General features: G+C 32.0%; 21 protein-coding genes and 4 tRNA genes. 4 read left to right on the top strand and 21 right to left on the bottom strand.

What is annotated here, in order from left to right:
- Window positions 1–40: 40 nt before the first annotated feature.
- The 17 genes from tuf to lysS form a co-directional block, all read right to left on the bottom strand.
- Entirely contained in the window at window positions 41–1,225 is a 1,185-nt protein-coding gene (gene tuf, locus D3P13_RS14550) for an elongation factor Tu (RefSeq protein WP_117883602.1), read from the bottom strand.
- 56 nt (window positions 1,226–1,281) lie between these two features.
- Window positions 1,282–1,353, bottom strand: a tRNA-Thr gene (locus D3P13_RS14555).
- 91 nt (window positions 1,354–1,444) lie between these two features.
- Window positions 1,445–1,517, bottom strand: a tRNA-Gly gene (locus D3P13_RS14560).
- Window positions 1,518–1,623: 106 nt separating this feature from the next.
- Window positions 1,624–1,705, bottom strand: a tRNA-Tyr gene (locus D3P13_RS14565).
- Between the two features lie 39 nt (window positions 1,706–1,744).
- Window positions 1,745–1,818 (bottom strand) — tRNA-Thr (locus D3P13_RS14570).
- A 98-nt stretch (window positions 1,819–1,916) separates the two neighbouring features.
- Window positions 1,917–2,222, bottom strand: coding sequence for a ribosome hibernation-promoting factor, HPF/YfiA family (gene hpf / locus D3P13_RS14575; protein WP_117883603.1), 306 nt, complete (start codon window positions 2,220–2,222; stop codon window positions 1,917–1,919).
- A gap of 7 nt (window positions 2,223–2,229) precedes the next feature.
- The gene (locus D3P13_RS14580; RefSeq protein WP_117883604.1) at window positions 2,230–3,120 is read right to left on the bottom strand and encodes a tyrosine-type recombinase/integrase; all 891 of its coding nucleotides are present in this window, start codon (window positions 3,118–3,120) and stop codon (window positions 2,230–2,232) included.
- 105 nt (window positions 3,121–3,225) lie between these two features.
- On the bottom strand, window positions 3,226–3,423 hold the full coding sequence (gene rpsU / locus D3P13_RS14585) for a 30S ribosomal protein S21 (RefSeq protein ID WP_117883605.1): 198 nt from the start codon (window positions 3,421–3,423) through the stop codon (window positions 3,226–3,228).
- 319 nt (window positions 3,424–3,742) lie between these two features.
- Window positions 3,743–6,232: a zinc-dependent metalloprotease gene (locus D3P13_RS14590; protein WP_117883606.1), complete on the bottom strand. Its 2,490-nt coding sequence runs from the start codon at window positions 6,230–6,232 to the stop codon at window positions 3,743–3,745.
- A 112-nt stretch (window positions 6,233–6,344) separates the two neighbouring features.
- The gene (locus D3P13_RS14595; RefSeq protein WP_117883607.1) at window positions 6,345–7,826 is read right to left on the bottom strand and encodes an SLC13 family permease; all 1,482 of its coding nucleotides are present in this window, start codon (window positions 7,824–7,826) and stop codon (window positions 6,345–6,347) included.
- A gap of 213 nt (window positions 7,827–8,039) precedes the next feature.
- Complete coding sequence (locus tag D3P13_RS14600) at window positions 8,040–9,626, bottom strand: aryl-sulfate sulfotransferase (protein ID WP_117883608.1); 1,587 nt, start codon at window positions 9,624–9,626, stop codon at window positions 8,040–8,042.
- Between the two features lie 146 nt (window positions 9,627–9,772).
- Complete coding sequence (locus D3P13_RS14605; RefSeq protein ID WP_394336468.1) at window positions 9,773–10,003, bottom strand: hypothetical protein; 231 nt, start codon at window positions 10,001–10,003, stop codon at window positions 9,773–9,775.
- Between the two features lie 30 nt (window positions 10,004–10,033).
- Window positions 10,034–12,328: a GH92 family glycosyl hydrolase gene (locus tag D3P13_RS14610; protein ID WP_198680036.1), complete on the bottom strand. Its 2,295-nt coding sequence runs from the start codon at window positions 12,326–12,328 to the stop codon at window positions 10,034–10,036.
- Between the two features lie 2 nt (window positions 12,329–12,330).
- Window positions 12,331–14,730: a glycoside hydrolase family 3 N-terminal domain-containing protein gene (locus D3P13_RS14615; RefSeq protein WP_117883610.1), complete on the bottom strand. Its 2,400-nt coding sequence runs from the start codon at window positions 14,728–14,730 to the stop codon at window positions 12,331–12,333.
- Between the two features lie 276 nt (window positions 14,731–15,006).
- Window positions 15,007–15,630: a class I SAM-dependent methyltransferase gene (locus tag D3P13_RS14620; protein WP_117883611.1), complete on the bottom strand. Its 624-nt coding sequence runs from the start codon at window positions 15,628–15,630 to the stop codon at window positions 15,007–15,009.
- Window positions 15,631–15,642: 12 nt separating this feature from the next.
- Window positions 15,643–16,992: a WG repeat-containing protein gene (locus D3P13_RS14625; RefSeq protein ID WP_117883612.1), complete on the bottom strand. Its 1,350-nt coding sequence runs from the start codon at window positions 16,990–16,992 to the stop codon at window positions 15,643–15,645.
- A 24-nt stretch (window positions 16,993–17,016) separates the two neighbouring features.
- A complete protein-coding gene (gene lysS, locus D3P13_RS14630; RefSeq protein ID WP_117883613.1) occupies window positions 17,017–18,708 on the bottom strand; it encodes a lysine--tRNA ligase in 1,692 nt (563 codons plus the stop codon).
- Window positions 18,709–18,830: 122 nt separating this feature from the next.
- On the opposite strand from lysS, the gene D3P13_RS14635 reads away from it, so the two are divergent.
- From D3P13_RS14635 to lipB, 3 genes are read left to right on the top strand one after another with little or no spacing between them, the layout of a single operon-like run.
- A complete protein-coding gene (locus D3P13_RS14635; RefSeq protein ID WP_117883614.1) occupies window positions 18,831–18,989 on the top strand; it encodes a YqaE/Pmp3 family membrane protein in 159 nt (52 codons plus the stop codon).
- Window positions 18,990–18,996: 7 nt separating this feature from the next.
- Window positions 18,997–19,728 (top strand): hypothetical protein, encoded by a 732-nt coding sequence (locus tag D3P13_RS14640; RefSeq protein ID WP_117883615.1) that lies wholly within the window; start codon window positions 18,997–18,999, stop codon window positions 19,726–19,728.
- Between the two features lie 49 nt (window positions 19,729–19,777).
- Window positions 19,778–20,500: a lipoyl(octanoyl) transferase LipB gene (gene lipB / locus D3P13_RS14645; protein WP_198680037.1), complete on the top strand. Its 723-nt coding sequence runs from the start codon at window positions 19,778–19,780 to the stop codon at window positions 20,498–20,500.
- A gap of 69 nt (window positions 20,501–20,569) precedes the next feature.
- Here the strand turns inward: lipB and D3P13_RS14650 are convergent, their stop codons facing one another.
- The 3 genes from D3P13_RS14650 to D3P13_RS14660 form a co-directional block, all read right to left on the bottom strand.
- A complete protein-coding gene (locus tag D3P13_RS14650; RefSeq protein ID WP_117883616.1) occupies window positions 20,570–21,619 on the bottom strand; it encodes a nucleoid-associated protein in 1,050 nt (349 codons plus the stop codon).
- An 86-nt stretch (window positions 21,620–21,705) separates the two neighbouring features.
- Complete coding sequence (locus D3P13_RS14655; RefSeq protein ID WP_117883617.1) at window positions 21,706–22,395, bottom strand: TapB family protein; 690 nt, start codon at window positions 22,393–22,395, stop codon at window positions 21,706–21,708.
- A 138-nt stretch (window positions 22,396–22,533) separates the two neighbouring features.
- Window positions 22,534–23,115 (bottom strand): ribonuclease HII, encoded by a 582-nt coding sequence (locus tag D3P13_RS14660; protein ID WP_117883618.1) that lies wholly within the window; start codon window positions 23,113–23,115, stop codon window positions 22,534–22,536.
- Window positions 23,116–23,207: 92 nt separating this feature from the next.
- On the opposite strand from D3P13_RS14660, the gene D3P13_RS14665 reads away from it, so the two are divergent.
- Complete coding sequence (locus D3P13_RS14665) at window positions 23,208–25,178, top strand: putative porin (protein ID WP_117883619.1); 1,971 nt, start codon at window positions 23,208–23,210, stop codon at window positions 25,176–25,178.
- Here the strand turns inward: D3P13_RS14665 and D3P13_RS14670 are convergent.
- Window positions 25,171–26,658, bottom strand: coding sequence for a Na+/H+ antiporter NhaC family protein (locus D3P13_RS14670; protein ID WP_117883620.1), 1,488 nt, complete (start codon window positions 26,656–26,658; stop codon window positions 25,171–25,173). The two genes, D3P13_RS14665 and D3P13_RS14670, sit on opposite strands and share 8 nt — an antisense overlap.
- Window positions 26,659–26,670 lie beyond the last annotated feature (12 nt).

The raw sequence follows: 26,670 nt of genomic DNA on the forward strand, positions 1-26,670 counted from the left end.
TTATACCTATATATATAATTAACTAATAACTAATGGTGTCTTATAATATTTCAGTCACCTGACCAGCACCAACTGTTCTACCACCTTCACGTATTGCAAAACGTAAACCAACATTCATTGCAATCGCTTGATGTAAATCAACAGTAATAGTTAAGTTATCACCAGGCATAACCATTTCTACACCAGAAGGCAAGTTAATAGTACCTGTTACGTCAGTTGTTCTTACATAGAACTGTGGACGGTAATTGTTATGGAATGGAGTATGACGTCCACCTTCTTCTTTCTTAAGGATATAAACCTCAGCTTTAAATTTATCGTGTGGAGTTACTGAACCTGGCTTACAGATTACCATACCTCTTTTGATACTTTCTTTTTCAATACCTCTTAATAAGATACCTACATTATCACCAGCTTCACCTCTATCTAATATTTTACGGAACATTTCAACTCCAGTTACAGTAGAAGTTAACTTTTCAGCTCCCATACCAATAATATCAACACTGTCACCAGTATTTGCAACACCAGTTTCAATACGACCAGTTGCTACAGTACCACGACCTGTAATTGAAAATACATCTTCAACCGGCATCAAGAAAGGCTTATCAACATCACGTTTTGGTAATTCAATCCAAGTATCAACAGCTTCCATTAATTCAATAACAGAATTCACCCATTTTTCTTCACCATTTAAAGCTCCTAAAGCAGAACCAGAAATAACTGGCCCATTATCACCATCATATTCGTAGAAGTTTAACAAATCTCTAACTTCCATATCAACTAGCTCTAATAACTCTTCATCATCAACCATGTCAACTTTATTCAAGAAAACTACCATTCTTGGAATACCAACCTGACGACCTAATAAGATATGCTCTCTAGTTTGAGGCATTGGACCATCAGTTGCAGCTACAACTAAAATAGCACCGTCCATTTGAGCAGCACCTGTAACCATGTTTTTCACGTAATCCGCGTGACCTGGACAATCAACGTGTGCATAGTGACGATTCTCAGTTGCATATTCAACGTGAGATGTATTAATCGTTATACCTCTTTCCTTTTCTTCTGGTGCATTATCGATTTGATCGAAATTTTTCGCTTCAGAATATCCTTTATCAGACAATACTTTAGTAATTGCTGCAGTTAAAGTTGTTTTACCGTGATCTACGTGTCCTATTGTACCTATGTTTAGGTGTGGTTTGGAACGGTCATAAGTTTCTTTTGCCATGATTATTAATTTTAAATCTTAGTTATATATATTTAGTTATTCTTCCTTTACTATTGAGCCAATGACGGGAATTGAACCCGTGACCTCTTCCTTACCAAGGAAACGCTCTACCCCTGAGCTACACCGGCTAATCAGGTTATATGATTCAACGTATAAAACTGAACCATAACTCAAAGATAATGAGCAAAATAACTTAATTTATTAAGCCAATTTGCTTAGAGCGAGAGACCGGGTTCGAACCGGCGACATTCAGCTTGGAAGGCTGACGCTCTACCAACTGAGCTACTCTCGCATTTTACTCTATACTACTATAGAGATGGTGTTTCAATAAAATCTTGAATTTTCTTTATAGTTTTCAAAGATAAGCTTTGAAAACTATAAATAGAAATTTTTTTTAGTGGGGAGAGTAGGATTCGAACCTACGAAGACGTAGTCAGCGGAGTTACAGTCCGCCCCAGTTGGCCACTTTGGTATCTCCCCAAAAAATTTCAATTCAAAGAACTAATTTCAATACTATTGAGCCGATGGAGGGACTCGAACCCACGACCTGCTGATTACAAATCAGCTGCTCTAGCCAGCTGAGCTACATCGGCTTTTTGTGTATAAATACACACCGCTTTTTCTTACGGTGTGCAAATGTATAAAGTTTTATTTTTCTTACAAAACTTTTCTGTCTATTTTTTTTAAAAAATTACACATGATGCGATCTTTGCTTGTCTTTCTTCTTACACAACTGCCTTCTTAAGGCTTCTGCAATTAAATCAATAGCTTCTTCAAATGTTTTACATTCCTTTTTTACAATTAGCTCATCACCAGGGATAAGCATCTTAATTTCAGCTATTTTATTTTCTTTTTCACTTGTGTTTTGTACTTTCAAATATACTTCAGCACCAATTATTTTGTCATAATACTTTTCTAAGTTGTCTATTTTAGTTTGAATAAAATCATTTAAACTTTTATCTATGTTGAAATTTACTGATTGAATGTTTACTTTCATATCTATTTTAGGTTTTAGTGCTCCTTGGATGAGCCTGGTTATAAACTTTTTTTAATTCATTCAAGCTACTATGCGTATAAATTTGTGTTGACGCTAAACTTGAATGCCCTAGTAATTCTTTTACTGAATTTAAATCAGCCCCTTCATTTAATAAATGTGTTGCAAATGAATGTCGAATAACATGTGGGCTTTTTTTAACTTTTGAAGAGACTTTACTAAAGTACTCATTTATTATTCTATAAACAAGGTTCGGATATATTTTATTGCCCTTTATTGTTATAAATAAATAGTCAATGTCATAAGCCATTTGCTTTCTTTCTGTGAGATAAATAGTTAGTGTTTTTTGAACCGAATCTAACAATGGAATATATCTTTCCTTATTTCTTTTACCTAACACCTTTAACGTTGCATTGTGTAAATTTACAGAACCTAAGTTTAATTCTATGAGTTCTGCACGTCGCATTCCCGTTGAATACAACAACTCAACAATTAATTTGTTTCGGATAGACTCAAAATCAGTGTCTTCTGAACTTAAATTAGCGAGTACCTCTTCAATTTCAGCTTGAGAAAAAGGAACCTGCATTTTCTTTGACACTTTTAATGCTTGATGGCTCAATAATGGAGATTCTTTTATTTGTTTTGATTTTACTAAAAATTTATAATATGTTTTTAGACTACTTATTTTTCTATTAATTGTTCGATTGGAAATATTTTTATTGACCATTTCTACAATCCATGACCTAATTTGACCATAATTAACATCTAATAATAGTTCGGAATCATATGTTTCTTGACAAAATAACTTAAAAGACATTAAATCATCTTGATAAGCTCTAACGGTATGGGGGGAGTATTTTTTCTCTGAAGTGAGATAATCTATAAAGTGGATTATTGACATAAAAAAACCGTTAGCAAACAAAGCTACAAAATCTGTAGTGTTTTTACTAACGGTTTAACTTATATTTAGTAAAATATATACCTATATATTATTAGGTTTATATTACTAACCTTGCTCTTCTACTGTTCTGATATTCTGAACATACTGAGCTTTCTGAATCTGAGCTCTTTTTACTACTGAAGGTTTCGAGAAGTTTTTACGTTCACGCAACTGCTTCATAGTTTTAGTTCTATCAAATTTTCTCTTAAAACGCTTTAACGCTCTATCGATATTCTCACCATCTTTTACTGGAATTATTAGCATAATGTCGCACCTCCTTTCATATGTACTCTTTTTATTTATTTTAATCGGTCATATGTAGTTCGCCTTTTAAAAAATCAACGTTGTTAAATTGATTTTAGTTGGCTCGTTTCATATGTACTCTTTTTATTTGTTTTTAATCGGTCATATGCAGTTCGCCTTTTAAAAAATCAACGTTGTTAAATTGATTTTAGTTGGCTCGTTTCATATGTATTCTTTTTATTGGGCTGCAAATGTACAAAACTATATTTAGAATTAAACATTTATTTTAAAAACAAAAAAAATCCGACCTAGGCCGGATTTATATAATTTTTAATCTCAATTATTTTGGATCTAAAATATTTTCAATTCTCTCAACAACATCTTGTAAATGAATTCTTTTCATTCCTGAAGAATTTGCTGCAGACGATCTTACTGATCTTTGTAAAGATTTTAACTCTGCCCTTACAATAGGTCTAATGTCAGATTCTTTTACATTTACATTGGTTCTAGAAACCCATCTTCTAAACTGAGGTGGAATAGAAGTTTGTTCATTCTTCATTAAATACTCCATTCTATCGATATAGGCACGTTGTAAATTTCTTCTATAAGTATCAATTGAACGTCCATTATAAACTTCGCTCCAAATACCTCTTCTTAAATCTCGCATCATGTCTACTAAATTATAGGCTTTATTACCATTTAGTGTTTCATTTTCTATCATTCTAGCCATTCTGCCAAAATCTAAAATATTATTTAAGGTTCTTGCTTGAACTCCTCTCACTCTTTCTACAACCCCTGCACTTTCAAACTTATTAAAAATGTTAGCATCAATCATCCATTTAGGTGTTTCAAATAAATTTTTATGTAAAAAATTTAATGATTCTTTTTGTCGTTCTTTTCCTACATGAGTGTATACCGCTCCTTCTTGGTCAGATGTTTTATAATATTCATAAACACCACCAATATTTGAAGACACATGGCCCATGTAACGATTAAATTGAGAAAGTACATGTCCGTACATCGTCTCTAAATCATCGTAGTTCTCTCCTGTTTTAGTTGTCCATTTTATCAAATTAGGAACAATTCGCTTAAGATTAGCAATACCGTAATCACTAGCTTTTATAGCATCGTCACCTAAATCTTCTGTTTGAGAGCTCGGATCAATTACTCCACTTTGTTGTTTTCCAAATCGATACATTGAATCTCCTGCATGTTTTAAAATCCATGAATCCAACGTCTTCTTTTCGTCTGCCGCCGTTTTAGCTTCTAAAATAGGTCTATACCCCCAAGAAATAGAATATTTGTCATAAACACCAATATTTGGCATTAAAGCAACTCCTTTATCTTCTGGCTGAGCAACGTAATTAAAACGTGCATAATCCATTATTGAAGGTGCCGTACCATATTTTTCAGTAAACGATTTTGACCTTAAAGAGTCAACTGCATATGCAGCACTACTCCCCATATTATGTGGTAAACCAAGCGTATGCCCTACTTCGTGAGACGAAACAAATTTTATCAATTCGCCCATAACCTCATCCTTAAATTCAGCAGTTTGAGCATTAGGGTTTATGGCAGCCGTTTGAACAAAGAACCATCCATTTAATAAACTCATTACATTATGGTACCAATTGATATCAGATTCTAGAATTTCTCCAGAACGAGGATCACTTACGTGAGGTCCATTTGCATTTGGAATTGGAGAAGCTAAATATCTTACTACAGAATATCGTACATCTTCTGGAGTCCATTCTGGATCTTCCTCTACAGTTGGTGGGTCTTTTGCAATAATTGCTTCTTTAAAACCTGCGGCTTCAAATGCAACTTGCCAATCTTCAATACCTTGCTTAATATATTTTCTCCATTTTACTGGTGTTGCTCTGTCTATATAATAAATAATTTGTTTTTTAGGGACAACCAATTCTCCTCTTTTAAACTTCTCAATATCTTCATCCTTAACTTCCAATCTCCATCTATCTAAATAAGTAACTCTATCACTTTTTTGAGCTTCTAGCCCATAATCTGTTTGACCTGAGGTAAACCATCCTACTCTTTCGTCGAACATTCTACGTTTCATTGGCACTTTTGGCAATAACACCATTGAATTATTAATTTCAATAGATATAGTACCTGTACTTGAATTAGATGGAGGCGAACCTGCCATATATGTTTTTACGTGTCTTGCTTCAATATTAGTAGGATAACTCTTTACGCTTTCAATAAAAGATTTATCAGCATCTAAACGAGATACTTTATATTGTTTTCTAGACCTATCAGGTAAACCTAAGGCTTTAACATCTTTGTTGAAAAAATCGGTTACATCGATAACTGTTGCCGTAGAATCTTTGCTAAAAGCTTTGATTGGAAAAGTATATAGAATAGGTTCAAAATTTGAATTTACAACAGCCTCATGCACTGGTAAAGAATCTGAAGCAACAACAGAATAGGAAACTACTCTTGCAATTATTTTTTTACCATGTTTCTGCCAGCGAACAACTTTCGTATTTTGTTTACCTCCACCAAAACCAATACCTGATGCCGTTTTAGCAATACGTGTTACCATTAACATTTCACGTTCTAATAAAGAATCTGGAATTTCATAAAAGTACTTTTCATCTAATTCATGAACTTTAAACAAACCTTCATCTGTTTTTGCTTCTTTGGTAATTACTTTGCTATACTCTTGAATAGCACCTTTTTTTGCTGGTGGTTTCTTAGCGGTTTGAGCTGCTTTAGCCTTTGATTTACTAGCCTCTTTTGAGCTAGAACAAGAAGCTGTTAATAATGCCATTACTACAACGGTTATGGCAATAGGTAGTCTTTTGAACATAAATTATTTGAATGAAAGGGTTAATTAATCTTAAAAAAAACGAAATTATTGAATAATGATTAATTAATTCTTAATGAAATGTTAAAGAAATCGTTAAGATTCAATCTATGTGCTATTTCTTTCTAAAATTCTCAGGAAAACCTTCAACGGTTAAATTCCATAATTCTGGCAAAACAAAATATACAAATAGGGTTAGGATAATTATGGAAATAACATTCATAATAATACCTTTTGATACCATATCTGGTATTCGTAAATATCCAGAACCAAAAACTACAGCATTTGGAGGTGTTGCTACAGGGAGCATAAATGCACAAGAGGCTGCAACTGCGGCTGCAACCATCAATACTAATGGATGCACATCAACTGTTAAAGCCATAGGTGCTAAAACCGGTAACAACATTGCCGTTGTTGCTAAATTCGATGTTATTTCAGTTAAAAAATTGACCGCCGTTATTAAAACTAATATCAATAAAATGATAGTTAACCCGCCAAATGCAGTCATTTGACTACCTAACCAAAATGCAAGACCACTAACTTCAAAACCTTTTGCCAATGCCATACCTCCTCCAAACAGCAAAATAATTCCCCACGGTAATTTTACAGCTTCGTCCCAATTTATAAGTTTGTCTTTTTTATCTTTTGATGGAATTAAAAATAATACAATTGCAAATGTTATTGCTATAATAGTATCATCTAATTGAGGTACTATTTTTTGCAATAAAAAAGAGCGTGTTATCCAACAAAAAGCTGTTAATGCAAAAACAAATGATACTACTTTTTCTTCATAAGTAATTTTACCTAAACCTTGTAAAAGTCTCTTAATTTCCGCTCTACCTCCAGGAAATTCTTTTTGCTTAAACGTAAATGCAAATTTGGTCAAATATTGATAACAAATAAAAAGGAGTACTACAGTGATAGGAAAACCAAAAATAAACCATTGTGAAAAAGTAATTTCATATCCATAAGTTTCTTCAACTACACCTGCCAAAACCAAATTTGGGGGAGTCCCAATTAAAGTCGCCATTCCGCCAATAGAAGCACTATAAGCAATTGCCAACATTAATGCTTTACCAAAAGTGCGATTTTCATCTTCAACGGTATTGGGGTTGTCTTTTAACTGTTTGATAATAGCAATCCCAATCGGTAACATCATAACCGCAGTAGCTGTGTTGGAAATCCACATAGAGAGAAAAGCCGTTGCGAGCATAAAACCTAATATAATTTTCCGAATGTCAGAACCTATAAAATTAATAATATTTAGAGCTATCCGTTTATGTAAATTCCATTTTTCAATGGAAATAGCAATTATGAAACCACCCAAATATAAAAACACGTATTTATGACCGTATGAGCCACTTGTTGATGCAATATCTAAGCCACCAGAAAGTGGAAACAACACAATGGGTAACAATGCCGTTACAGCAATAGGTATGGCTTCGGTTATCCACCAAATGGCAATCCATAAAGTCGCAGCAAGTACTGCATTGGCCTCTCTAGACAAGCCTTCTGGATGGAAAAAATATAAAATTAAAGCAAAAACCACAGGCCCTAAAACAAGTCCGATTTTTTGCGTTATGGTGGTTTGATTCATTTGTAGTTGGCTGATATTGGGTAAATCTAAGGTTTTTTTTTGAGTCAAAATGGCAATCAAAACTATTGTCCACTTCAAGAGAGATTGAATTGTGCTTTCATTCCTATTTATATACTTGAAACCTCTAATAATATTCCAAATGATTTTACTTCATCATCATAAATAACATCTCTAAAACTGAAATAAAAAACGCTAGGTTTTTATTAGTTGACTTTAATTCTTTAGAATTTTAATGAATTCAGAATTTTCTTCAACTGAAATTTTGATGAAATATAATCCTTCTGTTAAATTTTCTAAATTTATAAATTCAGCATTCGTTCTATTTAGGACAACTTTCCCTGTTACATCATGAACTTGAAATTCATCAATACGTTTATTAAAATTAAGTACATCTTTAGTAGGATTGGGATAAACGTGTAAATCATTAAAATACGAATTATCGACCGTTAGCGTATGGATACAATTATCTGAAATAAAATTTACATCTTCAATAATCCCAGTATTATTAAAAGCGACGCCATTGAAACCTGCATAATTTTCAGGATATCTATGTGCCCTAAAAGATCCATTACCAATAGGTGTATCAAATTGACTAAAAGTACTGTTCTCATTTATAGGAATAATATAAACCCAAACCACATTTCCTAAGGCATCAATTTCTGTAATTCTGCCAAGACCAGTTTCATTAATTAGAGCATTTCCATTAGACATTATTTGCACTCCACTTCTGGAAGATTCAATCATTAATTCATCTAAGATGGTGCCATCATAAGACCAATAATAATCAGTTGGAAAAAATTTACCTGAAGCTAAGCTATATACACCATTACTATCATTCTGATCTATAATATGTATAGATGACGCTCTTAAATCAGATCCATACCCATCATTATTAAAAACCGACATCTTACCTTGATGTGGGCCATCAGTAATCCATTTAATATCATGTTGTCTTCCTAATTTTCTGTCATTAACAGTTCCTTGATCATAAACTTCAGGGTTTCCCCATCTCCAAAGAAAATCTCCACCCTTACCATAAATGCCACCTGAATGCGATGCTGCTTCGGTTGAAGTAGTACTATGGTCTATAACAAAAATTTCACTTAAATGCCTTGATGAGAATGCTATTTGATCTAAGTCTTCATTATAATCAATTGCATTTGCATGTATAGGATTAAAAGAGTTTCCATTATTGTAATTCATATCCAATAATTGAGGACTACTCGAAATAGTTCCAAAATTAGGTTTCGTGTTATCAAAATCTTGTACCAAATGATCAAAAAGTTTCCATTCCCAAACAATTTTAGCGGAATCAATACCAACAGGTTCAATTTCTACTATTCTTTCTAAATCAATGGAATCTTCAGAAAAAAAGGTGTCCTTACCTTCTGCAAACATTTCAACATTGGTATAAGGATCTCTAATTAATACCAAAAAGTTACCATTTGGCAAAGGTTCAATATCATGGTGTATGCTAAAACCAAGGACCTCCATATAATTGAGACTCCAAAGTACATTATTATTCCAATCTCTTATATCTGCCTTTGAACTATTGCCTTGCAATAAATTTCCATTTTCCAATAAGTAAGCTTGCCTACTTATTTGACCTGAGAAATTCCAATGATTAACCGCTTCTCCACAATTATTAATGAGATAAACGCTATCATCTGACAAGGTATTAAATAATGTATAACCATTTGATTTAGGATTATTAACATCATTAAAAACCAAACCAATTGTTTCTTGTGCAATAGAAAGTTTGAAACTTAAAATTACAAATAAGAATATAATCTTTTTCATATGCCCTAAATGAATTTCAAATATAATTAACTTAAATTAAAAATAATAAATTTCAAATAACAACTATAGTAGTCTATAAGCCATTATGTTATAAGGAGGTAATAATAAATGCCGTAGTGCTGATTATTTCGATAAAAGTAGATGCCTTATTTTTTACGCCCCACAAACCGAATTACAGAACCAGTACCCACATGGAAAAGCCCTTCATTTAGCTCAACCTCTTTCTCTTCCAACTCAATAATTTCGAAATTTTTAAAGTCAGTTTTAAATTCTTCGATAGAATACAACGTTTCTAAATCTCTTGGGCCACCAACCTTTGGATTTTTAGTGCTGTATTCTAAATGTTTTTTTTTACTAAAAGCTTCAATAATTAACATTCCACCTTTACGTAAATAGGAACTTAATAACTATTTTTTTGGACTATTACCCATCTCTATAGTTAAAGTACCTCCTGCTTTAATATCATTATGTGTAAAGAATAGGTCTTTAAGTTCTTTTCCATTTAAAGTCACTTTTTGAACATATTTATTTTCAGCACTGTTTTTTTTAGTAATAATAGTAAATGCTTTATTATTGGTTAGAGATATGGTAACAGTATCAAACAAAGGTCTGCCAATAACATAAGTAGGGTCTCCTGGAGCCACTTGGTAAAAACCCATAGCACTCATAATATACCATGCCGACATCTGCCCACAGTCTTCATTTCCAATAATACCATCGGGTTTTGTAGTATAAAATTCTTTTAATATTTGATCAACCAGTTCTTGTGTTTTCCAAGGTTGCCCTGCATAAGTGTACAAATAAGAAATATGGTGGCTGGGCTCATTACCATGTGCATATTGTCCAATTAAACCTGTAATATCTCCACTGGCGTTATCGCCATCTATAATTGAAGAAGTGGTAAAAAGCGAGTCTAATTTTGCAATATATTGCTCTTTGTTTTTAAACAATCTTGAAAAACCATCAATATCATGTGGCACAAACCAGGTCCATTGCCATGCATTACCTTCAACATAATCTGAATTTTCATGATTTGAGTACTTCGGGTTAAAAGGTGTTACCCAACTACCATCTTCATTTTTACCACGCATAAAACCCGTTTCAGCATCAAAATAAAGTTTGTAGTTTAAAGCACGTTTTTCAAATGTTGTAACAACATCATTGTTATTATTTTGTTTTGCAATTTGTGCGATACACCAATCATAATAGGCATTTTCTAAACCATAAGTTACTGAAGCTCCAATCTTATCTGAAGGAATATGTTTGCCTTCATTAATAAATTTATTATGCAACGTCATTAAGCGTTCTTTTCTAGGTTCTTTAATGGCTTTTAATAAATCTAGATTGTAAGATGCACTAGTCAATGCGGCTTCTAATGCCAACTCTTTATCAATACCTTTTAAATTTTTCGTTAAGGCATCTGCAATATTGGCAACAGCGGGATAACCTACCATAGTACCTGTATAATTCGAGGCTAGTGGCCATTTGGGTAACAAACCACCTTGTTCGTATTTTAGTAATAGATTGTTTACCCAATTGATTGCATTTGGTTCATCTATAATAGTCATTAATGGGTGTAAAGCTCTAAAAGTATCCCATAATGAATATACAGTATAGTTGACTTGACCTTCTTGAGCTTGATGAATTATTTTATCCATACCTCTATAGCGACCATCTGTATCTTGGTAAATCATTGGAGCAATCATACTATGGTATAATGCCGTGTAAAACGTAATTAAGGTTTCTTTATTTTTTGTAGTTACAGCAATTCTTTGAAGTTCTTTTTCCCAAACATCCTTTGCGTTTTGTTTTACTCTATTGAAGTCCCAATGTGGCAATTCTGATTTCAAATTTTTCTTGGCACCATCATAATCTACGTAAGAAATTCCTACTTTAACAAATAGAGATTCATTTTCAAGAGATTCGAAATTTAAATATGAATAGATATCTGTCGCTTTATATATATTTTTTGAAGTGTCTGTATTTATACTATCAACATTTACAGTTTCAATTTGAAAAGGACTAGAAAATTCAGCATAAAAGTAGACTTTATTATCATTTGCCCATCCTGTAGTTTGTTTTAAGCCTCTGATTGTTTTATTATCTACAAATTCAATTTCATTTGCAATATTACTGTTGCTCCAAGTACGTTGTAGGGTGTGCCCAAGATCAAATAGTAATCGTTTTTTTGCATCTTTAGAATAGGTGTATTTGTGCATACCTACGCGTTCAGTAACGGCTAATTCTGCTTTTACTTGATAGTTATCAAATTTTACTGAATATACTCCAACTTCGGCATGCTCATTTTTTTTACTGAAAGTAGCCACAGGTTTTTCATTACTTGTACCCGTAAATGGAAGTAATAACACATCTCCCATATCACCAATACCTGTACCACTTAAATGCGTGTGTGAAAAGCCATAAATTGTTGCATCATCATTATGGTAACCACTTGAAGCATCCCATCCATTAAGTTTGGTATCAGGACTTAATTGCACCATTCCATGTGGCATAACTGGTCCAGGGTACGTGTGACCGTGAAAACCTGTACCTATAAACGGGTCAACATAACTTAATACATCTATTGTATTTTTTGTTTCTGAGATTGCTTCAAAATGCTGCGTATTGTTCTTTTTGCAAGATGTTATACAAAAAGCGAATAGAACCATTAAAAGGCTGTTTTTAATACAATTGATATTCATAGTTATTTTATTATTACGAAACTGTCTTTTAATTGAAAGTCTTTAGAGGAATTTCCTATGGCAATATTAAACTTACCAGGTTCAACAACAAATATTCTGTCCTTATTAATAAGTTCTAAATCTTTAGGCTGTAAGATAAAGGTTACTGTTTTTTGCTCTTTTGGTTTTAAATAAATCCTATTAAAACCGCGTAACTGCCATTCGTAAACGGTAATCGAACTCGTATCGTCATTAACATAAAGTTGTGGTACTACATCACCAGCCGTACTGCCAATATTTTCAACATTAAAACTAATTGTAACAGTGCCAGATGTTGATGTAATATTAGCATCTATTTTCAAATTACTGTATTTGAAACTGGTATAACTCAAGCCAAAACCAAAAGGATATAACTCAGTAACCACTCGGCTATCTCCGGTTCCGTTGGGACCTTCATTTGCTTGCCCACTTTGTGAATGTGGTTTGTATGGAAAATTATAAGGAATTTGCCCTACACTTCTAAGCACAGTAACAGGTAATTTTCCGCCAGGGTTATAATCACCAAAAATAACTTCAGCTATGGCTTGTCCGCCAAATTCTCCTGGAAACCAAGCCTCTAAAATAGCATCGGCTTGTCGGTCTGCATAATTTATAGATAATGGGTGACCATTTATAAGAACAACGATTAACGGTTTTCCAATTTTAGAAAGTGCCGTTAATAATTTTTTTTGATGTCCAGGTAAATCCAAATTAGTTCGACTTAAATTTTCACCAACCATTTTCTCATCTTCACCAACAAATAACACAATTGCATCTGCACTTTTTGCCATAGAAAGAGCCTCGTTAATCTGAGCTTCTTCATCAGTATCTAAGGGCACATTGAACACTTCTGAGTCTGGCCAATTTTTGTCTTTTAAGTCTATACCTTTTGCATAGGTTACTTCTATGTCATCCTTTAAATAGTTTTTTATGCCATCAAAACCAGATATAATATCTGTTTTTAAAGCACCATATCTACTTATAGAGCTCGATTTTGATTTTGCTGTAGGGCCACAAACTAAAATGTTTTTCAGCTTATTTTTATCTAAAGGTAAAATACTGTTTTTGTTTTTGAGCAAGATGATAGATTCTCTTGAAGCCTGAAGTGCAATGTTTTTATGAGCTTCATTTTTAACGACTCTATCAGCAATTTTTTCATCTCTATACGGATTATTAAAAAGCCCTTCGTTAAATTTAACACGTAAAACATCTTTTACACGACTATCTAAAAGCTTTATAGAAATACCGCCTTCTTTCACTAATTCGCGAAGTGGTTTTATAAAATTTTCAGGATGATTAAAAGTGGTTCTAACATTTAAACCTGCCGTTAAAGCTTGTTGTATGGCCTGTTTATACGAATCGGCAACGTGATGTTTGTTGTATAAATAAATTAGGGCATCACTATCTGAAACTACATAGCCATTAAATCCATAAGTGTCTCGTAAAAGTTCGGTTTGAAAATAATGACTACCAATAATAGGCTCACCATCGTAATCATTATAAGAGCTCATAATGCCCATAATATTGGTTTCTTGAATGACACGTTTAAATGGATATAAATACATTAAATGCATATCACGCCAAGTAATATGTGGATCTAAACGAACATGACCGTCTCGCCCCCCCTTTGGAGCCGAATACACTGCAAAATGTTTTAACGAGTTAACAACACCCTGCTCTTGTAAACCTTTACTTATTTGTACACCATATTCTGAAACTAAAAATGGATCTTCACCAAAACTCTCTACAATACGACCCCAACGTTGATCTCTTGCTACATCTAATACAGGTGAATATATATTATTATATCCCAAGGCATAAGCTTCTTTGCCAATAACTTGCCCCGTTTTGTATAATAGTTCTGGGTTAAACGTAGACCCCATACCAATTTGTGCAGGAAATGAGGTGGCTTTTACATGGTTTAATCCACGAATACCTTCATTGGTAAATTCTACCGGAATACCTAAGCGAGTTTCTTCTATAAAAAAGGTTTGTATTTTATTTAAAGCCCAAACGTGTTTACTATAAGGAAAAGTGAATTGTGCTTTTTCTGAAACTCCATTAGAAGCTTCATCAATATTAGCCAATCCATCTTTCCATAATTCATTTTTCCAAGAAGCTGTAGGAATTTCTTCTTCAGCAACACGACCGTAACCATAAAGCGTAACTAGTTGGTTTGTTTTCTCTTCAACTGTCATCAAAGAAAGCAAATTTTCTATTCTTTTCTCTATAGATTGATTTTGGTCTTCATAAATATCTTTCTGACCGTTTTTATTAAAATCTATCCAGTTTTTATGATATATTCTTTTTGTTTGAGCATTTACAGAATACATAGAAAACAGTAAAGAGACACATAAAAGTTTTAAATAAAATTTGTTTTGCATTTAAAATGACTATTTTGAATGTTAAAATTACATTTTAAATTGTATATATCTAGGACTGGACAAACAATTTGTTTTGAATCTATAATTTTTATAGTTGGTTTAAAAATTGAAAGTTTTTTTTATTTAAACCTTAACAAAGGGTACTTATAAATATTCTGTAAATGAAAATTTCGAATTCAGTCGACTCTCTAAACTCAACTCAAGGCGATAATTATACATACCAATGTTTTGTAGCAATAAAGTCTAATTTAAAAAATCTAATTATTTTCAATATGATTATTTCTTAACTCCCACAAACCGTACTACTGAACCTTTACCAACGTGAAAAAGTCCTTCATCCAAATCAATTTCTTTTTCTTCCAATTCAATAATTTCAAAATCGCTAAAGTCAGATTTAAATTCATCTATTGAACATAGTGTTTCCAAATCTCTTGGGCCACCAATCTTTGGATTTTTAGTTCTGTATTCTAAATGTTTTTTACTAAAAGCTTCAATAATTAACATTCCACCTTTGCGTAAATAGGAACTTAATAATTGGTGATATACTGATCGTATGTCCGCATTAAAGTGAGCAAAAATGAGTACAATAACATCAAATTGTCCCTTATGGTAATTCAATTCTGGCAATTCACCTATTTGGTAATCAATAGTAACGTTATTTTCTTCAGCCAGTTTAAGAGCTTTTTTTCTACCTTCTTTACTTAAATCAAATGCCGAAACATCCCAACCCAACTTGGCTGCATACACAGCATTCCGCCCTTCACCTTCAGCAGGGAAAAGTATTTTGCCTGGTTGCAGTTTTTCTAATTGCTCTTTAAGATAAGCATTGGGCTCTACACCATAGGTATATTCTTGATTCGCAAACCTATCATCCCACATTTTTAACTGTTCTTCTCTCATTTTAATGCTTAGTTATTTATGTTCGCTACTATCTACCTCCATAATTTCAATCTTTGGCTCATCTCTTTTTGATTTTAAAAGAAATTTTTTTGAATCTTTATGTAATAGATATTTATCACCTTTTAAATACACTATTGCAGCTCCATTAATAAATTTTGTAACTATTCCATTATAAATAGACCCAATTTCTAACTGCCCTTTTTTATTTATATATCCCCATTTATTATACTCTTGCTCATAAGCTGCTAATCCATCAGAAAAAGGTTTGATATTTGAACCTTCAAACTTAAAATCTATAACTACTTTATGATCACTATTAATAAAACCCCATTTTCCATTTAGTTTGACTGGAGCCAATCCCTCTGAAAAGTCTTTCACTCTTTCATAAATTATTGGAATAATTAATTTCCCATTTTCATTAATAAATCCATATTTATCATTTTTCTTAACAAAAGCATATCCATTATTAAAAGAACCTATGTCATCATATTCTGGCTTCAGCAATAGTTGAATGTTTTTATTTAAAAGTCCGTACTTGTAATCTTTATTACGAATATAATAACCATCAAAGTCTCCACTTAAATAAATTGACTCATAAGTTGGAGGCATAATTATTTTTCCATTGGCATCTATAAACCCAAATTTTCCATTTGCATCCTTTCTTACTTTAGCTTTACCATTTTTAAAAGAAAAAGCGGAATAAAAAATAGTATCAAACAATAGGTCGCCATGACTTTTTTTATAACCATATTTCTTATCCAATTGAAAAATGAAGTTATCAGTATTCTTATCGTAAGAGAATATTCTATGCTTAAATTTTTTAGAAATTAGCTTCCCTTTGTAATCAACTAAAAAATAATTATCCGATTGTTTAACGATAATATTTTCCTTGTCCTCCGGAGAAACTAAATCATAATTAGCTTTCAAAAACTCTTCTCCATTCTTATTTACAAGTCCAAATATTTCATTTTCTTCGTATCTAAACACTCCTGAAACAGCGGTGTATCTAAGTTCATCATATAGAGGTTTAACAAGGTGCTGACCATCTAAACTCATCACGCCATACTTCCCTTTCAATTTAAAAACAATATAATCACCAACGCTGTAATTGTCGCCTAATCGCCAAACATCAAGCAACCCATCTTGATGGATTTTATTATAATAAGATATGGTAAAGCCACCCAATTGTTCATAAACAGGATCCACAACAATTTCCATTTTATTGTTTACCAATCCTTTTTTTCCATTTCTTTCAAATACATAAATGTCTCTATGTTCTTCTTGAGAAAAAGAATTTAACGAATTAATCAACAAAAAAAGAAGACAATATGTAATCTTACTCTTCTTGATTGCTTTTATCATTTGACTTTATGGACTTAAAAAGTTTTAAACTGCAGATACAAAAAGACCTTCCTCCGTTTTAGAGACTTCAGCTAATTTATTTTTGGTCAACCCTTTTATGGTCTTATCCCATTTTTTATTACTCAAACCTGATTGTGACTTCAGTACATTCAAATCTATTGGAGAGTTTGTTTTTAGTAGTTTTAAAACTGCCTTTTCTTCCTCTGTCATTTCAATAGCCTTTCTTTCTGGACGCATTTGAGGGAAGAATAATACTTCTTGAATGGATTGCTGATTGGTTAAAAACATGATTAATCTATCCATACCAATTCCCAATCCAGATGTAGGTGGCATACCATATTCTAATGCACGTAAAAAGTCATAATCTATAAATTCTGTAGCTTCATCATCACCTTTTTGAGCTAATTTTAATTGATGCTCAAAACGTTCTCTTTGGTCAATCGGATCGTTCAATTCAGAATAGGCATTTGCTACTTCTTTACCACAAACCATCAATTCAAAACGCTCTGTTAGTTCAGGATTAGTACGGTGCTCTTTACACAACGGGCTCATCTCTTTTGGATAATCAGTTATATACGTAGGCTGTATATAATTACCTTCACATTTTTCTCCAAAAATCTCATCTATCAACTTCCCTTTCCCCATAGTTTCGTCAACATCAATACCCATACCCTTAGCAGCTTGACGAATTTCATCTTCTGATTTATTGGTAATATCAAATCCTGTAAACTCAATAATAGAATCGGTCATTGTTACTCTTTTGTAAGGAGCCTTAAAATTAATTTTATGTTCTCCAAAAGTAGCTTCTGAGGTTCCGTTTACGGCAACAGCACAATATTCTAATAGGTTTTCTACAAACTCCATCATCCAATTATAATCTTTGTACGCTACATAAATTTCCATAGCTGTAAATTCAGGATTATGCGTTCTGTCCATCCCTTCGTTACGGAAGTTTTTAGAAAACTCATAAACACCGTCAAATCCTCCGACAATTAATCTTTTCAGATATAATTCATTAGCAATACGCATATACAATGGCATATCTAAACTATTATGATGCGTAACAAATGGTCTTGCCGCAGCACCTCCTGGAATTGGCTGTAAAACTGGCGTCTCAACTTCAAAATAACCTGCGTCATTAAAATATTTACGCATCGCATTAAAAAGCTTTGTACGTTTTACAAATACTTCTTTAACATTTGGGTTTACTACCAAATCTGCATAACGTTGACGGTAACGCATTTCAGGGTCATTAAATTCGTCATGTGTATTCCCTTCAGCATCTACTTTAGGTAATGGTAATGGCTTTAGTGTTTTACTTAAAAGCGTAAAATTCTTTACTTTTATCGTTTTTTCGCCAACTTTAGTTAGAAACAACTCCCCTTCAATTCCTATAAAGTCGCCAATGTCTAATAATTTTTTATAGACAGTGTTGTATTTACTTTTATCTTCACCTGTACAAATTTCATCACGGTTAAAATAGACTTGTATTCTACCATCACTATCTTGCAACTCAGCAAAACTGGCATTTCCTTGTATACGGCGTGACATTAATCGTCCAGCAACAATAACCTTTTTTCCTTCTTCAAATTCAGATTTCACCTTCTTAGAAGTATGATCTAATGGATATAAATCTGCTGGATAAGGATTGATTCCTAACTCACGAAGTTTTTGTAATTTTTCTCGTCTTACGATTTCTTGTTCTGACAATGCCATATAAATGCTATTAATTTGGCGGCAAAGATATGATATTTTCTAAACAAAAACTTGTAACAAAACACTATAAACCACGTCTTATTGGTAGATAAAATTCTACTATCTTTGTAAACTAAATTATTATGGGTTGTTTTAGAGTATTGCTCTCAATTATTTGTCCGCCTTTGGCAGTTATAGATAAAGGCTGTGGATCAATGATAATTGTATTCCTTTTAACCTTATGTGGTTGGGTGCCTGGGGTAATTGCAGCTTTAATTATTTTGAATAATCCTAAAAATTAAAATTACTATGTTAAGAAATTTATTAATTGTTACTAGTTTATTGTTCTTACTGACCAGCTGTGCTTTTACAGAAGAAATCCATATTAATAATGATGGTAGTGGAACCTACAATTTTAAAATTGATATGAGCGAAATGATGCAAGAAATGCAAGACATGGGTACAAAAGACTCTACAGCTGCCTCAAAATCGATAGACACCACCTTCAATTTTAAAGATATTTTAGAAGAGAAAAAAGACAGTATTGCACAATTGTCTAAAGAAGAACAGGCGGCTATAAAAGCCATAGCTGATATGAATTTGCACCTTCAGGTTGATGATGAAAAAGGCAAAATGCTCATGGATTTTGGTTTAAACTTTAAAGATGTTTCTGAAATAAAGAATATGGAAGAAAAACTGACTAAAGCAATGTCCGTAAATAAAAACAAAGGTAATGCCCCTTTGATGAACAAATCAAATGTGACTTTTAGCCTAAATGGTAATAATTTCGTTAGAAAAACTATTCCAAAAAAATTGACGACAGAAGAAGAAAATGAAGTTGATAAAAGTATACAACAATCAGGTTCTTTTCTAGATGGTAGCATGTATAAACTAATTTATCATTTTGAGAAAAAAATTAAAAGTGTTTCACATAAAGAAGCCAGTATTAGTAACGATGGTAAAACATTAACTATTGAAGTACCAATGGACTCATTAGTAAAACACCCGAAATTACTAGATTTTACATTGAAATTGAAATAAAAATCCCATCCCTAACCCTTCCCTTAGGAAAGGGAATTATTATAGACAATTGGAAATAAAAAATAAAAACATACAACTACAAGATTTAGGCACAAAAGATTATAAGGATACTTGGGATTATCAGGAGGAATTATTTGATGCTATTATTCAAATAAAACGGAAAAATAGAAATGATAATTTAAGTATTAAAACGCCTAATCATTTTTTATTTGTAGAGCATCCGCATGTTTATACCTTAGGAAAAAGTGGCGATTTAAATAATTTATTACTAGATGAAAAACAACTTGTAGACAAAGGCATCACCTTTCATAAGATTAATAGAGGTGGCGATATTACCTATCACGGTTTTGGACAAATAGTGGGCTACCCTATTTTAGATTTAGATAATTTCTTTAATGATATTGGCAAGTATATGCGATCTTTAGAAGAAACTATTATCAGGGTTTTGGCTGAATATGGAATTAAAGGAGAGCGAAGTAAAGGTGAAACAGGGGTTTGGCTAGATGTTGGCACTCCATTTGCCCGTAAAATTTGTGCGTTAGGTGTGCGAAGTAGTCGTTGGGTAACGATGCATGGTTTTGCTTTAAACGCAAATACCAACTTAGGGTATTTTGATCATATTATTCCCTGTGGTATTCGTGGTAAAGCGGTTACCTCTATGGAAGTTGAATTGGGTTCAACATTAAATATTGAAGAAGTAAAATCTAAAATATTAAAACACTTTACAGATGTGTTTGAAGTAACCTTTGTTAAGGACCAAGTGAATATTTAATTCATGGTACTTTTCTGTTGTTGTATACTAAAAGTAAGACCATAAAGGTTCTTCATGTGACCTTTTGCATCAATCTTCTTCATTAAAATAGACTTTATAATATTGCATTTTACGCACTTCGTCATAGCCTTTTTCTAAATACTCTTCAGCTGCATCTGGAGCATCAATATCCAATTTTATTTGAATATTTGTATCTAATTTAATTTCTGTTTTTATCTTTTTCTTTTGTTTTTTTACAACCGCTTCTGAAATAGAAAACTGATTGCGAACCAATACACCATTTGTGTCTTCAAATTGTTTTTTATAACCTTCAAACAATTCTTTTGTGCCCTCTTCTTCAAAAACGGTTTCTTTAAAATCGTCGACATTAACCGTTTCATTTTCCTTAAAAAAGTCAATGGTTTGTGCTAAAAACTGATTTTGTTGTTGATTACCAAATTCTTGTTTTATAACCTCTTCAGAAAAGTCTTTACACAAATCTATATAAACCTGAGTATGTCTATTACTATCATCAGCGAATTTAATATTTAAAAAATTCTGTATCCAATATTGAGCGTCGTAATTATTGTTATCTACTGTTAAAACAGTATAACCAGCATCATCTTGAGAGTTGATTACCAAACACCCTTTATCAACTCTTTTTGTACTTATCCCTTTTTGCACAAAAACATCATAACTATTATCCTCTAAATAGGTTTGAAAAAAGTCGGCTTTGTTTTCAATTTTAAAAATACCCAACGCTTGCGTATTTACATCTCTGTATTCAATATCTTCAAATAAGGCAATGATAACGTCACCTGTTTTTATTTGAGCCGAATTAGACTGTTCAAATAAATGTTTAACTACATTTTTTGAAACTTCAATAAATGAACTCTCCTCTTTAAAAATGTTTTGGGCATAGCTATTAATTTCATTTAAATTAATATCTGCATGATGGTTAAAACGATAACTCTCTGTTAAGTTACCAAAAGGTTTTAATAAAAAAGGCTGCATTAATTTATAGCTATCTTCATCAAACGTTACTACATCTTCTGAATACACATTTTTAGCTTCGTTAAATTTATTACCTACCTTATGAATAATAAATTTTGAAATAAATGCCTTGTTTCTTTTAATCATGTTATTGAAAATTTAGAATGGCAAATGTAGTATTACCTTTTTGAATTTTCAATTTGAATAACAGTTATTCTTCTATGTTAAGAAAACTATTTACTAATTTTAGTTAATTCTTGTGAACCTATTAACTTCCCTTTTTTATTATACGATTCAGATTTAATTATTGCTTTGTCTTCACTATGCCATTCTACACCGCTACCTTTCACTTTTATAAAACCTATCTTACTTTCAAAATCATAAGTCAGTTTAATGCAATTAAATGTTCCTGCTTTAGTGGTAATTGATTCATTTCCCACAATCTTTCTATTGGTAATATCCATCGTTACTGTAACAATCTTTAAATCATTATTAAATACTGTTACCGTAATTGACCCATCATTCAAATTAGTACCAACTTTCATTTTATTAGGAAACTCGAGTATATCTCCTTGCATTTCAACTGTAAAGTCGTCACTATTATAATTAGAAATTTGATTACTATCAAAAAAACGAATCATATCTATTGCAATCAAACCATCTGTGCATAACACTTTATATTCTGAACTAAATGTTTCATCTTCCTTACCAGTAGAAGTAGACATTTTAATTAAAGCTGAAATCTTACCACCCGCACTGCTTATGTTTTCAGTCTTATGCGTACTTTTCGAAGTCTCTTTACCTTTTTTATTAAATTGGGTATATTCTAATAATGTACCTTCATTTAGAATTAAGAAATTACAATCTTGAGCTACTAATTGTAGTGTGAAAAACAAGCACAATCCTAATATTATATTTTTCATAATTATACTTTTATAAGTTCAATTCTACCTTTTGCATTTTACTTTCGGGCTTACTATTACCAATAGTAAGAAAATAAATCGGTCAAGTCAAGTAGCACTTATAAAATGGGGGAAAACCCCCCTATGCTAAAATTTCTATTATGAAGACAATAACCTAAATGTCAACCTATGATGTTCTGTTGTTCCAAACGCTTTAATTGCCAACCTATGCTGCTTAGTAGGGTACCCTTTATTCTGTTTCCAATTGTAGTGTGGAAAATCATCGTGAAGTTTTTTCATATACTCATCGCGATAGGTTTTTGCTAATACTGAAGCTGCGGCTATACTCATAAATTTACTATCACCCTTTACAATAGTTTCATGTGGTACTTCTTTATATGGATTGAATTTATTACCATCTACAATTATATATTCAGCTTTTAAAGAGAGTTGATCTATAGCCTGATGCATTGCCAAAATAGAACTCTGTAAAATATTTATTTCATCAATTTTATCTTGCCAAACAAAGCTAACGGCATACGCTAAAGCATTTTCCTCAATATAGGGTCTTAATTGAACGCGTTGCTTTTCAGTCAACTGCTTTGAATCATTAAGAAAAGAATGTTTAAATTTTTTGGGCAAAATTACGGCGGCTGCCACAACTGGCCCTGCCAAGCAACCTCTCCCCGCTTCATCTGTACCTACTTCTAATTCAAAGCCTGAATAATTTAATTGTAACATATTATAAATCTTATTTATATATCAAAAGTAATACGAAATTTTGGCAAAATTTTATCAAACAATTATTTTACCTTTGTTGCAATTATTAGTTTATGCAAAAATACTTTTTTTTATTATTAACCCTTTGCTTCAGCTTTGGTATACACTCTCAAATTAACCCTATTAATTCACCAAGAGGAATTAATGGAGAAGATCTATCAGAAAGAGACTCTGTAAGAGATAATCGTATGATTGATGTACAACTAAGTGGAAAAACACATTATACAGATTATAAAAAAATTTCTTATAAAGGAGATACCACATATATTGATACTACCTTAACAATAAATAAAGATTATATATTTAATTTTTTACGTAAAGATAATTTCGAATTATTAGCTTTTCAAAATCAAGGACAAACTTTTAATAGTTTAGGCTATGATTTTTCTGAAGTTTCATTATTTCCTGAAATGGGAAATAGAGCCATGCATTTTAACTATTATGAAATAGAAGACATCAACTATTATAAGGTACCTACTCCCACTTCTGAATTGGCCTATAGAACGGGCTTAGAGCAAGGTCAATTTTTAGATGCACTATTAACTTTTAACACCTCTGAGCGTCAAAATATTTCTATTGCTTATAAAGGATTACGTTCCTTAGGAAAATACAGAAGTACTTTAAGTAGCCATGGTAACATGCGTTTTACATATAGTTATCAAACTAAAAATGATGCCTACAATTTAAATGCTCATATAACGGCACAAGACCTATCAAATCAAGATAATGGAGGATTACCAGAGTTATCTTTATCCTATTTTGAAAGTAAAGATCCTAATTTTAGTGATAGAGGTAGATTAGAAACAAATTTTGAAGACGGGTTAAGCTCCTTACGTGGAAATAGGTATTATTTAGATCACAATTATAAAATTTGGCAACGAAATGATACGGTACGTCATAAAAAGAGTTATTTAAAAGTTGGGCATATTTTCAATTACGAACGCAAACATTATTACTTCACACAAACGGCTGCAAATAGTATTTTTGGAGATGCTTTTGATACAAGTATTGCTGATAAATTAAACTATATTACATTAAAAAATGAAGGCTTTGTTGCTTTAAAATCGCCTTTGGTATTGGGTGAGCTACAATTTAAAGCAACACATTTTAATTATAATTACAATTATAATAGTGCCGTTTATTTTGGTGATGACTTAGTTCCATCATCAATAAAAGGGAATTCTGTTTCAATTGGTGGAGCTTGGCAAACCAATTTTAAGAAATTCAACATTAATGTAGAAACTGCAACAACATTATCTGGAGACCTTGTTGGCAACTATTTTAAGGGTTCTGCTGAATATAAACAAGACAGTCTTTTTACTTTTAAAGGCACATTATTGACAAACAGTAAATCACCAAACTTAAATTTTGAATTAAATCAAAGTAATTATATCAATTTCAATTGGTCTGGAAGCTTAAAAAATGAACGTACAAGAACCTTATTATTCGATTTAAAATCTGATAGAATTTTAAACGCTTCTGCACAAATTACACAAATAGATAATTACGCTTATTTTGGAGACACTGCTACTGTCGGTTTTACTTCTCCTAGTCAGACAGATTTTACTGTAAATTACCTTAAATTAAAAATATCTAAAGAATTACGATTGGGTAAATTTGCATTAGATAATACTATAATGTATCAAAAAGTAGCCCAAGGAAGTTCTGTTTTTAGAGTACCTGAGTTAGTAACTAGAAACACCTTATACTTTGCTGATCATTTATTTAAAGGTGATCCTTTATACCTTCAAACAGGCGTAACATTAAACTATTTTACTAAATATTATGCCAATAGCTATAACCCTGTATTATCAGAATTTTATTTACAAAACGAACAGGAAATTGGTGGTTACCCAGTATTAGATTTTTTTATAAATGCACAAGTACAACGCACAAGACTTTATCTAAAATTTGAGCACTTTAATTCTAGTTTTGGTAAAACGGCAGATTATTATTCAGCTCCAAATTATCCCTATAGAGATTTTGTTATTCGGTTTGGTTTGGTTTGGAATTTCTTTATTTAATTTCCTTACCAGCTAGCATTCTAATTTTTATATTCAATGCAGCAAAAATTAATGTCATAAAAGGACTTAACCAATTAAAAATTGCATAGATAAAATACTCACCTACACCAACACCTAAAACACTAGATTGGTAAGCACCACAAGTATTCCATGGTATTAGCACTGAAGTTACCGTACCTGAATCTTCTAAGGTTCTACTTAAATTTTCAGGAGCTAAACCTTTATCTTCATAAGCCTTTTTAAACATTTTACCAGGGATTACTATGGCTAAATACTGATCAGAAGCCACAATATTTAAACCTAAACAACTTACCACTGTTGCAGAAAATAAGCCAAAAACTGAAGATGCCAAACTTAATAAGGCTTTTGTAATTCTGGCCAACGCACCAATACCATCCATTACGCCACCAAAAACCATAGCACAAATAATTAAAAAGATGGTCCAAAGCATACCTTCCATACCTCCAGAACTAAATAATTCATTCAATTTTTCATTTGTTGTAACAATCTCAGTATCTACGAATACTGCATTAATTATGGATTGAAAATTACTTTCAGACAAACTACTTAAAACATCTGATTGAAAAATAAATGCAAAAACAGCGGCTAATAAGACACCTGCACTTAAAGCTATCAAAGGTTTTGTTTTTAATAATATCAGAGCGATAACCGTTAATGGTACAATAAACAAATAAGGTGTTATATGAAAAGTGGATTTAATAGTATCTAATAAATTACTAACGTTAGCATTACCATTAGTCTCTATGGTAGTACTTAGTATTCCAAAAACAATTAAAGTTATTAAAATTGTAGGTACAGTTGTAATTGACATGTATTTTATATGCGTAAACAAATCTGTGCCTGCCATGGCAGGAGCAAGATTTGTAGTATCACTTAAAGGTGACATTTTATCACCAAAATAAGCTCCTGAAATTACAGCACCAGCAATCATTCCTGTAGGAATTCCCAGTGCAGTACCAATACCAACTAAAGCAATACCTACTGTGGCTGAAGTGGTCCAAGAACTACCTGTAGCTATTGAAATAACAGCTGCAATAACAACAGATGCTGGTAAAAATATACTGGGACTTAATAATTGAAGTCCGTAATACACCATTGCTGGTATAACTCCACTTACCAACCAAGTACCAGCCAAAGCACCAACCAAAAACAAAATCATTATGGGAACAAAAACACTTTTCCAGTTTTCCCAAATTTCGGTAAGCATTATATTTAAAGGAACTTTATTTAAAAATCCGACTATGGCAGCTATACCTCCACCAATTAACAAAATAAATTGATTTGAATATTCACCCAACCATTCCCCTTCTTTATAAAAAATATTATAGGCTAACAAGGCCATTAATATTAAAACTGGAGTCAAAGCTTCCCAAATATTAAGTTCTTTATTATCTATTATTTTGTTATGTGTAACTTTAGAACTTATATCAATTTCAGAAATATTCTTTTCGTCTTCCATTAGGTTGGTTTT

It is taken from the genome of Aureibaculum luteum (genome assembly GCF_003449015.1).
Taxonomy (GTDB): domain Bacteria; phylum Bacteroidota; class Bacteroidia; order Flavobacteriales; family Flavobacteriaceae; genus Aureibaculum; species Aureibaculum luteum.

What these genes read in the sequence shown, in the direction of transcription:
- tuf (WP_117883602.1), bottom strand. Translation starts at nt 1,225, where the DNA reads ATGGCAAAAGAAACTTATGACCGTTCCAAACCACACCTAAACATAGGT.
- hpf (WP_117883603.1), bottom strand. Translation starts at nt 2,222, where the DNA reads ATGAAAGTAAACATTCAATCAGTAAATTTCAACATAGATAAAAGTTTA.
- D3P13_RS14580 (WP_117883604.1), bottom strand. Translation starts at nt 3,120, where the DNA reads ATGTCAATAATCCACTTTATAGATTATCTCACTTCAGAGAAAAAATAC.
- rpsU (WP_117883605.1), bottom strand. Translation starts at nt 3,423, where the DNA reads ATGCTAATAATTCCAGTAAAAGATGGTGAGAATATCGATAGAGCGTTA.
- D3P13_RS14590 (WP_117883606.1), bottom strand. Translation starts at nt 6,232, where the DNA reads ATGTTCAAAAGACTACCTATTGCCATAACCGTTGTAGTAATGGCATTA.
- D3P13_RS14595 (WP_117883607.1), bottom strand. Translation starts at nt 7,826, where the DNA reads ATGAATCAAACCACCATAACGCAAAAAATCGGACTTGTTTTAGGGCCT.
- D3P13_RS14600 (WP_117883608.1), bottom strand. Translation starts at nt 9,626, where the DNA reads ATGAAAAAGATTATATTCTTATTTGTAATTTTAAGTTTCAAACTTTCT.
- D3P13_RS14605 (WP_394336468.1), bottom strand. Translation starts at nt 10,003, where the DNA reads ATGTTAATTATTGAAGCTTTTAGTAAAAAAAAACATTTAGAATACAGC.
- D3P13_RS14610 (WP_198680036.1), bottom strand. Translation starts at nt 12,328, where the DNA reads ATGAATATCAATTGTATTAAAAACAGCCTTTTAATGGTTCTATTCGCT.
- D3P13_RS14615 (WP_117883610.1), bottom strand. Translation starts at nt 14,730, where the DNA reads ATGCAAAACAAATTTTATTTAAAACTTTTATGTGTCTCTTTACTGTTT.
- D3P13_RS14620 (WP_117883611.1), bottom strand. Translation starts at nt 15,630, where the DNA reads ATGAGAGAAGAACAGTTAAAAATGTGGGATGATAGGTTTGCGAATCAA.
- D3P13_RS14625 (WP_117883612.1), bottom strand. Translation starts at nt 16,992, where the DNA reads ATGATAAAAGCAATCAAGAAGAGTAAGATTACATATTGTCTTCTTTTT.
- lysS (WP_117883613.1), bottom strand. Translation starts at nt 18,708, where the DNA reads ATGGCATTGTCAGAACAAGAAATCGTAAGACGAGAAAAATTACAAAAA.
- D3P13_RS14635 (WP_117883614.1), top strand. Translation starts at nt 18,831, where the DNA reads ATGGGTTGTTTTAGAGTATTGCTCTCAATTATTTGTCCGCCTTTGGCA.
- D3P13_RS14640 (WP_117883615.1), top strand. Translation starts at nt 18,997, where the DNA reads ATGTTAAGAAATTTATTAATTGTTACTAGTTTATTGTTCTTACTGACC.
- D3P13_RS14650 (WP_117883616.1), bottom strand. Translation starts at nt 21,619, where the DNA reads ATGATTAAAAGAAACAAGGCATTTATTTCAAAATTTATTATTCATAAG.
- D3P13_RS14655 (WP_117883617.1), bottom strand. Translation starts at nt 22,395, where the DNA reads ATGAAAAATATAATATTAGGATTGTGCTTGTTTTTCACACTACAATTA.
- D3P13_RS14660 (WP_117883618.1), bottom strand. Translation starts at nt 23,115, where the DNA reads ATGTTACAATTAAATTATTCAGGCTTTGAATTAGAAGTAGGTACAGAT.
- D3P13_RS14665 (WP_117883619.1), top strand. Translation starts at nt 23,208, where the DNA reads ATGCAAAAATACTTTTTTTTATTATTAACCCTTTGCTTCAGCTTTGGT.
- D3P13_RS14670 (WP_117883620.1), bottom strand. Translation starts at nt 26,658, where the DNA reads ATGGAAGACGAAAAGAATATTTCTGAAATTGATATAAGTTCTAAAGTT.